The sequence below is a fragment of the Microcoleus sp. B4-C1 genome (assembly GCF_036705285.1).
In the GTDB taxonomy this organism is placed as follows: domain Bacteria; phylum Cyanobacteriota; class Cyanobacteriia; order Cyanobacteriales; family Microcoleaceae; genus Microcoleus.
On the sequence record NZ_JAUBUC010000044.1, the window covers coordinates 45862 to 56148 of the forward strand.

Sequence of the window (10287 nt, forward strand, 5' to 3'; positions counted from 1 at the left end):
AAATAAAAATTACAGAAGCAAGGTATGGCAAGGACAAAACCGATCGAACCAGACGCAGCAGGAGGTGACAAAACCGAGCAAATCCTGCAAGGTGCGATGCAAGAATTTTTAGCCCACGGCTACGCGGGCACGAGTATGGACAAGGTAGCGAAGACGGGGGGAGTGTCCAAAGCCACGGTTTACAGCTATTTTCAAGATAAAGAGGGATTGTTTGCGGCTTTGGTACAGCGACTGGCGCGAAAAAAAGTCCATTTTACAGTGCTGGATGAAGAACCTGCCGTAGCGCTGCGATTCGCTGCCACAACTATATTGGATCAGGCGACCCAGGAACCAGAATATCTCAATTTTGTGAGGTTAGTGATTGCGGAGTCAGGGCGTTTTCCCCAGCTCGCGCAGACTTTTGTGAGAAACTTAGCTAAACCGGGTATCGAGCGGCTAGCGGAATATTTGGCATCGCATCCCGAGTTAAAATTATCCGATGCGGAGGCAACGGCGCGGATTTTTATCGGATCTTTGGTATATTTTCAGTTAATGCAGGAAATGATGCACGGTAAAGAGATTATCCCAATGGAGCGCGATCGACTGATCGACGGTCTGCTGCACTTGATTTTAGGCCCGGAGTCCAATTCCTAAGTGCGATCGACAAAATCTAGGAATTTTATTTGACGATTATTTAAATGCCATAAAGAGCGAGATCCCTTTATGGCTGCGATCGCAGGTTTTAGTCAGGTGTTTTTCCTAACCTGTCCCTCAATTCCTCCGCCGATAACTGTGGCAGTTGTTCTACAAACAATGTCAATTCTGCTACAGGCAATGTCAATAAATTAGTAACGGCTGCAGGCAGAATATCGCCCAATTCAGGCGATCGCATTTGCAACGCACTTTCAGCTAACAATTTAACCGCTGCTTCCCGCCCCGATTCATCAACGGTCAGCATCGATATTGCCAGCAACAAAACTGTAAATTCCGCCGCCGCCAACTTGGATATTGGAGATAGAAAAACTGTCATTTTTGGACTTAATTCTCCAAATCTAACTCGCAGAAAATTTTCTAATATTAAGCGCTGTTGTTCTTGTCTGCCTCGTTCTAGTCCTCGTTCTAGCCCTTGTTCTAGTCCTCGTTCTAGCCCTTGTTCCAGTCCTTGTTCCAGTCCTTGTTCTAGCCCCTGTTCTAGCCCTTCTTCTCTAGCTTGTTGCTGTGCTGCTTGTATTTGTTGTTGAAAAAGTGGTGCAATGGCCATAATTAACTCCCGCTCTTCTGGCTCTAATTCTTGTGGCGCATCGGTTACTAAATTGGACTGTAACCGATACAGCAATTCTAGCGCGATAATCCGCAACGGATCGTCCGCAGCTAAAGCGCTTAATTGGGAAATAGCCCTTTGCTGCACTCCCCCTTTGCCCAAAATCCTCAACCACAGCGTGTCTGGAGTTTCTGGCAACTGGTGAATCGCCACAATTGCAGTCCGCAAAGATTCCCCCAAAAAATAGATTCCCTGCATCCAATTCTCTGTGTCTGGTATCGCATTAAAGCTATCTACCAATGCTTTCGATGCTGTGGGCATCAAAATCCACAGTTTGGGTAACTGAGTATCATCATAGCGAGTATTTTCTCTCCTAAATTTTCGCTCCAACTCACCTCGCACGTCCAATAACTTGCCCAGACAGCTACAAATTTCGCTGACGTTTGCCGGATTGCGAAACGGTTCAAAAATTGCAGTGGTGTTTGCCATTTTTCCCAACAATCCCAGGGTTTCTGAGTATTCGGGAAGGGCGGTGCTGGGAGTGAAATAAACATCGATTTCTCGGACTTCTGAAGTCACATCGCGGCCGATATTAACCGTTCCGATCGGCGACAGCAATTCCTCCAGGTATTCTTTGGCAAAGAGATCATGAATAAATCGCGTCATAAGAAATTATTTCAAACAGTAAATAGATCTTTTAGCCGTTTTCTCACCCATTCTACAGGATTTTCATCCTCTTCTGCTGCATCTACCAATTCCATTTCTCGCAATAATTGCTGTCTCTCGCTGAGTTCTTCTTTGTGTTTGACTATTTCTTTAATAATCTGTTCAGATAAATCCGGTCGTTCAGTTAAAACTTTCTGGAAACCTTCTTTATTGATGGCAAACAAAATTGTTTCTTCCAAAGCTCTTACCGAAGCAGTTCTGGGGATTCCCAACATTAAAGAAAGTTCACCGAGAAACTGACCACTACCGAGGTTATTCAGATGTTTGTCAATAGCTGCTACAAAAACTTCGACTGAACCTGAAAGAATCATGTAAAAAGCATCTCCGGGGTCGTTTTCGTGAAACAAATATTCTTGCGATCGCAGCCGTTTCCGGTATCCAACTTCAATCAATTGCCGCAATTCAAGGTCAGTCAGGTTTTCAAAGTATTCCACCTCTCGTAGCAAACAGCTAAGCGACGATGGCTTTTTCAGTTTCTCTGCAAAAATAGGCGGTTTTTCCTCATTTTCTGAGTAACTGTTCGGGAGGTCAATTGCAGTTTCTTTTTTGTTAAACATGGACAACAGAACTTCGGGATTTTGCAAATAAATTTCACGGTCATTGAACGGAAATTCGATTTTATGCTGGCGGAAATTGTATTCAATTGCAAAATTCAAAGAACTTTTAATTATTTCTCTTTCAGTCGGCTTGTCCGTCCAAACTAAAAGTTCAAATTTAAAACTATCATCACCAAACTCGACAAACAATACTTTCGGATTCGGTTCGTACAATACTCCAGCTTCTGCGTAAGCAATATTTAACAGAGTTTCTGTCACTAACAGGGGGTTACTATTCTCGGCTACTTCTACGGGAACTCGCAGACAGAGTAGGGAATTTTCGTAACTCCAGTTAACAATTTTGTTGCTAATCATTTTGCTGTTGGGAACAATGACGCTAGAGTCTTCAGTAGTTTGGATGATGGTCGATCGAATCGAGATTTTTTGGACTATTCCCATTAATCCTTCTAATTCCACAAAGTCTCCGACTTTCACCGGCCTGTCTAAAAGCAGCGTTAAGCCGCTGACAAAATTAGTTGTTAAATCTTGGATTCCGAAGCCAATTCCGACTCCCAATCCCCCCGCAACTACTGCAAAAGAAGCGAGGTTGAAGCCGATGCTTTGGATGGCGACTATTACTCCCAAAGCTACTATTAAATACCCAATAATTACTGCGATCGCTTCCCTGTTTCCCTCGTCAATTCCCAGTCTGACGAGCAAGCGTTCCTTCAGGAAATTCGTAAAAGAGCGTGCTATGACAAGGATAGCCATAAACAAGACTATTAGTTCTACCAGTGACTGCAGGGATACTGGATTGTCACCTATTTTAAATAGGGTAGCTGTAAATATTTGCGATATCTGTGTCAACACTTCTTCTGGTATTGTATTCAATTTAAATTCCGGGAATAATGTTTTTTGTGTGGTCATTTTTAAGGAGAGGAGTAAAAAATAAAGTCCTCAGTACCCAATGTAAAAATCAAATACTGAACTCGTTATCATAAATTTTAACCTATTTTTATGGTAAAAAAACTTAAGTCGTTACATAGAGATGTTGTTCCTCATACTACGCAGTTATCCCTATTGCCAATTTTTCGGATACCTGGTCTTCGCAGGCCTGCGGTTAGTGTGCCACTTTTTCGCGTTCCGAGAGCCGACTCATCTATTATTAAAGCGCTCTAGTAACTTTAGTGAACCTTAACTCGATTCGAGTTTATCATACTCTCCACTATTTTTTTTTTTTAAGTCCCGTTATCAAGTTAAGCAGGGATTATTCAATGACTCTTTAAGTGGACAAGTCAAATATCCAAGTATTACAATGACTTTAACTGGTGGGAGAGATATTGCTATTACTCTGCCAGTTGCGTCCGTTTTATGTATTATCTAAGTGAAAATTTAACGGATCTAGCTAAAATTGATAACGTTTCAAGAATACTTGGCATTATACCAATATGGGGGACGAAATATAACTTAATCGCATTTGTCAATCCGTAATTTTACTTAAAATACTGCTTGTTTAGGAGTGGAAAATTGGCGATTTGAGGGTAGGTGGACATAAATATGGCGCGAGACATGATTGCTCGATCGCCCAAATCTAAGTTCTCCACGCAAAACCTGAGTAAAGGCTGAGCATAATTACTGATTGACAAATGCTTCCCTAGGTTAAGTTGTCATCAATGTTCTACCGATAGGATTGATTAACAATAGAATTGATGAGAAATAGAAATGCTTGGCGATACATCCGAATAATTAAAAAACATAGTGTCGCAAGGGATACATATCTCGCAGATTGAAAGCCTAATAGTCGCGCTACTGAACGTTTTATTCAGTACCCAAATTGGAGGCAACGAAAACCTTGCGATCGCACAATTGGACAGAAGTTCTAGAATAAAAGCTGAAATGCACGAGCCAACATGAGCAAATTCCCACCAGAGAAAACCCAACCGCCACAGCAAGAGAGCACAACAGCAGAGGTATTGCGACAGGCTCACTTCGAGGCTTTTTTTGCTGCAGCGAATGCCGGACTGATGATTTTAGACCGCCAACTCCGGTACGTCCAAATTAACGAAGCTATGGCAGAGCTCAATGGCATTTGTGTGGCAGACCATATTGGTAGGTCGCTGTGTGAAGTGCTGCCAGAATTGGCTGCGAATCTGGGACCAATTTTGCAAGAAATTCTGGATACGGGCCAGCCAATTCTCGACTATGAAGTAGTGGGTGAAACTCCGAGACAACCGGGCATCCTGCGCTACTGGCAAGCATCTTACTATCCTTTGCGGGATGAAAATGACCTGGTTTTTGGTGTTGGTGCCCTTGTGATTGAAATTACCGATCGCAAGCGGGCAGAACAAAAGCAGGCACGACTGACGGCCATTTTGGAAGCAACTTCCGACTTAGTAGGAGTTTCTGATACGACAGGGCATAGCGTCTATCTCAACAAAGCCGGACAGGAAATGCTGGGGATGTCCCCAGAGGAAGCACGAGCTTCGTTTAGTATAGATTCTGTGTTAGCTCCCTCAGCAACGGCAAAATTCCACAACGAAGTAATTCCCACCGCCTTACGAGAGGGCCGGTGGACTGGTGAAACTCTGTTTTTGTCATGCGATGGGGAAGAAATTCCAGTCTCCCAGGTTTTGATCGTTCACAAAACCGCAGCGGGTGAAGTCGAGTTTATCTCCACTATTGTGCGGGATATTCGCGATCGCAAAAAAGCAGAGGAAGAACGGCAATTGCTTGCTACAACGATCGAGAACAGCCGTGACTTTATTGGCGTTGCCTCAATGGATGGTCGCCCGATGCTAGTGAATCAGGCTGGTCTGGATTTGGTGGGACTCAGTAGTTTGGAGGAAGCCAAAACCAAACACATTAACGACTTCTTTATGGCAGAAGATTTGGACTTTGTACAGCAGTCTATTATGCCTGTAATAATGCAAGAGGGAAGTTGGCGGAGTGATTTCCGCTTCAGAAATTTCCAGACAGGTCAACCCATCCTGGTAGATTACACCCTATTTTTGATTAGACATCCAGAGACTAATGAACCGGTAGGGATTGCCACTATTACGCGGGATATTCGCGATCGCAAAATCGCAGAAGATGTCCTGAAACAAAGTGAAGAAAGATTTCGTTCTTTGATCGAAGCTACCGCTCAAAGTATTTGGATCGGTAATGCTGAGGGCGAATTAGCCAGCGAGCAACCTACTTTAGGTGCATTTACAGGACTGACATTTGATGAGTACAAGGGATGGGGCTGGCTAGACACGATCCACCCAGACGATCGCCCTCATGTTGCTAGTATATGGTCGGCTGCCGTGGCCAATCGCTCGCTCTATGAAGATGAATTACGTATGCGCCGCTATGACGGCGAATATCGGTACATGAGTTGTCGTGGTATACCACTACTGAACGCGGATGGTTCAATTCGGGAATGGATTGGAGCTAATACAGATATTACCGATCGCAAACAAGCTGAAGAAGCTTTGCGCGATCGCAACGTCTTGCTGAGCTCTATTTTGGAAAGTACGCCAGACATAATTGTTGTTAAAGACTGGGAAGGCCGATATGTTGCCCTTAATTCCGAGGTCGCAAAATCCTTTTACGGTAGATCCATTGAGGAAATTATCGGTAAAGATGATTCGGAACTCCTTCCTCCGGCTGCAGCCGTTGCAATAATGGCAAAAGACCGCCAGATCATGGAAGCAGGCCTTACTGAAACCTACGAAGAAGAGGTTTTCAATGGTAAAGAGAATACTTCTTTTTTAACCACAAAAGCCCCTTGGCGGGACGCTCAGGGCAATATTCTCGGCCTGATCGCCATAGCACGAAACATTAACGATCGCAAACAAATGGAAGCAGAGTTGCGCGATCGTAATGCACTGCTCAAGTCAATTTTGGAAAGTACACCAGACTTCATTGTCGTTAAAGATCGGGAAGGTCGTCATGTTGCCCTTAACTCCAATTTGGCAAACTTCATAGGCAAGCCAATTGAGGAAATCATCGGCAAAGATGATTTGGAATTACTGTCGCCTGACACGGCCCGTGCAATTATGGCAAAAGATCGCCAACTCATGGCAGCAGGAATCACTGAGAGTTACGAGGAAGATGTCTTTCATGGTGAGACCACCGGGACTTTTTTTACTACAAAAGCTCCTTGGCGGGATGCTAAGGGTAATATCCTGGGCATCATCGCCACAACACGAGATATTAGCGATCGCAAAAAAGTCGAGCAAACACTCCGTCAAACCCTAGAAATACTAGACTTAGCCAGCGATGGTATCATTATTCGGGATATGGATGACCGCATCATATACTGGAACCAAGGTGCAGAAAAGCTCTATGGTTGGACAAAAGCCCAAGTAGTCGGGGAGTACATTCACACCTGCTTGGAAACAGCCTTTCCTAAACCGTTAGAAATCGTAAGGGCAGAGTTTTTCCAGCAGGGAAGTTGGGAAGGAGAAGTGCAGCACACCACCAGCGATCGTCGGCAGATTATTGTAGCAAGTCGCTGGACATTACAGCGCGATGGGGAAGGAAAGCCTTGTGCCCAACTCGAAATTAATAATGACATTAGCGATCGCAAACAAGCAGAAGATGCTATCAAACAAAGCGAAGAACGCTATCGATCGCTAACCCTTGCCATCTCCCAAATTGTCTGGACAACCGATCCTGAAGGAAGATGCCAGGATTCACCGAGTATGAGAGCTTACACCGGACAAACGGAAGCTGAGGTGGTTGGTTTTGGCTGGTTAGATACAATCCACCCGGACGATCGGGAACGAACAGTTCAGGTGTGGATGGAAGCAGTGCAAACGAGAAGCCTGTTTGAGATGGAATATCGAATGCGCGGAACGGATGGAAACTATCGTTATTTCCAAGTTAGAGGGGTGCCAATTCTGAATGAAGATGGCAGCATCCGGGAGTGGGTTGGCACTTGCATCGATATCCAGGATCGCAAACAAACAGAAATCGTACAGGCAAAAGCCAGGGAAGCTGCAGAAGCCGCAAGTCGGGCCAAAAGTGAATTCCTTGCTAACATGAGCCATGAATTGCGGACTCCGCTTAATGGCATCATGGGCTACGCGCAGATTCTTCAGCGTTCCAAAGTCTTGAATGAAGAAGAGCGATCGCGCATTGATGTTATTTATCAGTGCGGTTCCCATTTACTGACCTTAATCAATGATATTCTCGACTTGTCGAAGATTGAAGCACAGAAAGTGGAACTAATGCCCACAGATTTTCATTTCCCGGCGTTCCTGCAAGGTGTCGCAGAAATGTGTCGCATCCGAGCTGAACTAAAGGGAATTCACTTTCATTTTCCATCAAGCCCCGAACTGCCGATCGGGATTCGTGCGGATGAAAAACGCTTGCGACAAGTGTTAATTAATCTTTTAAGCAACGCTATTAAATTTACAGATGAGGGCACTGTTACTTTTATAGTCAGTTTTGCCACCGAAGAAAAAATTCGCTTTGAAATACGCGATACAGGTACCGGCATTGCACAAGATCAACTCCAAGCTATCTTTCAGCCCTTCGAGCAGGTAGGAGATCGCAGGCGGCAGACGGAAGGTACGGGATTGGGACTGGCAATTAGCAAAAGGATTGTAGAACTAATGGGCAGTACCATTCAGGTTCAAAGTGAGATGAATGTTGGAAGTATTTTCTGGTTTGATGTCAATCTATCTCAAGCCGATGAATGGGTGAAAACATCTCAAATCGACCATCGCGGGCAGATTATCGGCATCAAAGACCGCCAACCTAAGATTGTAGTTATTGATGACAAATGGGCTAACCGTTCGGTAGTTAGCAATTTGCTCAGTCCGATCGGCTTTGAGGTGTTTGAAGCGAACGATGGGCTTGAAGGCTGGGAAAAAATTATAGAGGTGCAGCCAGATTTAATTGTTACCGACCTATTAATGCCAGAACTAGATGGCTTCGAGGTGATTAAGCGGGTTCGAGAATCGGAAAATTTCAAAGACACCGTTATTATTGTCTCTTCTGCCAGCGTATTTGAAACCGATCAATACAGAAGTTTAGAAGCAGGAGGTAATGCCTTTATTCCCAAACCTATTCAGGCAACAGAGCTCCTGCAAAAATTACAACAGTATCTGGATTTGGAATGGGTTTATGAAGCTAATGAAGAGCCACAGGCGATCGCATCAGACACCGATGAGCTAATTGCCCCGCCTGCTACAGAAATGGAAATGCTATACGAGCTGGCTATGAAAGGAAATTTCCTAGAAATAGTTAAGCAGGCGGTATTACTGGAACAAATAGATCCCCTATACATTCCCTTTGCTAAAAGATTGCATCAAATGGCAAAGGACTTTCAAGACGAAGAGATTTTAACGTTTATTCAGTCCTACAAGTAAGGTTTATGAATTCAGAAATTCAAGCACATGGTACGATTCTTATAGTTGATGACAATTCAGCTAACTTGGGTGTCTTATCTGATGCCTTAAGCCAAGAAGGATTTGAAGTTCGGGTTGCGAAATCTGGAAAGATGGCACTAGAGCGAGTCAAATATGCTCTACCGGATCTAATCTTGCTAGATGTAATGATGCCAGAGATTGATGGATTTGAAACCTGTCGTCGATTACAGGCTAATCCAGAAACTAAACAGATTCCCATTATATTTATGACTGCGCTCTCGGATACGGCTAATAAAGTTGAGGGGTTTAAGCTTGGGGCTGTAGATTATATTACCAAACCTTTCCAACAGGAGGAAGTATTAGCTCGCGTCAAGCTGCATTTAAAGCTTCATGTTTTAACTGAGAAATTAGAAGAAAAAAATACATTATTGGAGCAAAAAATTTTAGAAGTTAGCCAAGCCTATGAAGATTTAAAACAACTGCAACTTAAGTTAATTCAAAGCGAGAAGATGTCCGGGTTAGGGCAAATGGCGGCTGGGATTGCTCATGAAATAAACAACCCTATAAATTTCATCTCTGGCAATCTGGGTTATGCCCAAGAGTACGCTCACAACTTACTAAAAATAATACATCTCTATCAAGAAGATTATGTAAATCCCACCCCTCGGATTCAAGCAGCAATGGATGAAATAGAACTGGAATTTGTGGAGGAAGATTTTATCAAAGTTCTTAACTCAATCAACTTAGGAACGCAGCGCATCCAGGAGATTGTTAAGTCTATGCGAATCTTTTCTCGCCTAGATGAGGCAGAGGTGAAATCTGTAAATATTCATGAAGGAATTGATAGTACACTCACCATCCTGCATCATCGTTTAAAAGCCAAACCAGAGCATCCTGAGATTGAATTAATAAAAAAGTACGGTCAGCTTCCACCAGTAGAATGCCATGCCGGACAATTAAATCAAGTGTTCATGAATATTATTTCCAATGCCATTGATGCTTTAGAAGAATCGAATCAGCAGCGTTCTTTTGCAGAATTTAAACAACACAAGAACCGCATTCAAATTGCTACAAAAGTAATTGATGAGAATTGGGTGGCTATTCATATTAGTGACAACGGTCGGGGAGTTTGCGAAAGTTTAAAGCCGAAACTATTTGACCCTTTTTTTACCACGAAACCTATCGGTAAAGGAACTGGGTTGGGGCTATCTATCAGTTACCAAATTATCGTTGAAAAGCATGGGGGCAGATTATACTGCCAGCCTGGATTAGGAAAGGGAATAGAATTCGTCATTGAAATTCCTATTCGGCAGCAAGCTTGTAAAGCTGCTTAGTTTCCTGGTACAATGTCTCTTAGGAATGAGAATTAAATAACTTCCACTCTTGAAAGTGGGATGGGCGTCCCGCCCGTCCTTTTTGGACG

General features: G+C 43.6%; 5 protein-coding genes. 3 read left to right on the top strand and 2 right to left on the bottom strand.

The annotated features are described in order from the left end of the window. Positions 1 to 24 precede the first annotated feature (24 nt). Positions 25 to 633, top strand: a complete 609-nt coding sequence (locus tag QUB26_RS18285; protein ID WP_333319138.1) for a TetR/AcrR family transcriptional regulator — start codon at positions 25 to 27, stop codon at positions 631 to 633. Between the two features lie 88 nt (positions 634 to 721). Here QUB26_RS18285 and QUB26_RS18290 read toward each other — a convergent pair whose 3' ends face one another. Together QUB26_RS18290 and QUB26_RS18295 are read right to left on the bottom strand one after the other, a co-directional pair. After that, entirely contained in the window at positions 722 to 1906 is a 1185-nt protein-coding gene (locus QUB26_RS18290; RefSeq protein ID WP_333238234.1) for a flagellar assembly protein H, read from the bottom strand. Between the two features lie 11 nt (positions 1907 to 1917). After that, entirely contained in the window at positions 1918 to 3429 is a 1512-nt protein-coding gene (locus tag QUB26_RS18295; RefSeq protein ID WP_333238231.1) for a mechanosensitive ion channel domain-containing protein, read from the bottom strand. A gap of 983 nt (positions 3430 to 4412) precedes the next feature. On the opposite strand from QUB26_RS18295, the gene QUB26_RS18300 reads away from it, so the two are divergent. Together QUB26_RS18300 and QUB26_RS18305 are read left to right on the top strand one after the other, a co-directional pair. Continuing rightward, positions 4413 to 8864: a PAS domain S-box protein gene (locus tag QUB26_RS18300; protein WP_333319140.1), complete on the top strand. Its 4452-nt coding sequence runs from the start codon at positions 4413 to 4415 to the stop codon at positions 8862 to 8864. A 5-nt stretch (positions 8865 to 8869) separates the two neighbouring features. Next, positions 8870 to 10198 carry a response regulator gene (locus QUB26_RS18305; RefSeq protein WP_333319142.1) on the top strand — a complete coding sequence of 443 codons (1329 nt, stop codon included), beginning with the start codon at positions 8870 to 8872 and terminating at the stop codon, positions 10196 to 10198. The last annotated feature ends 89 nt before the right edge of the window (positions 10199 to 10287 follow it).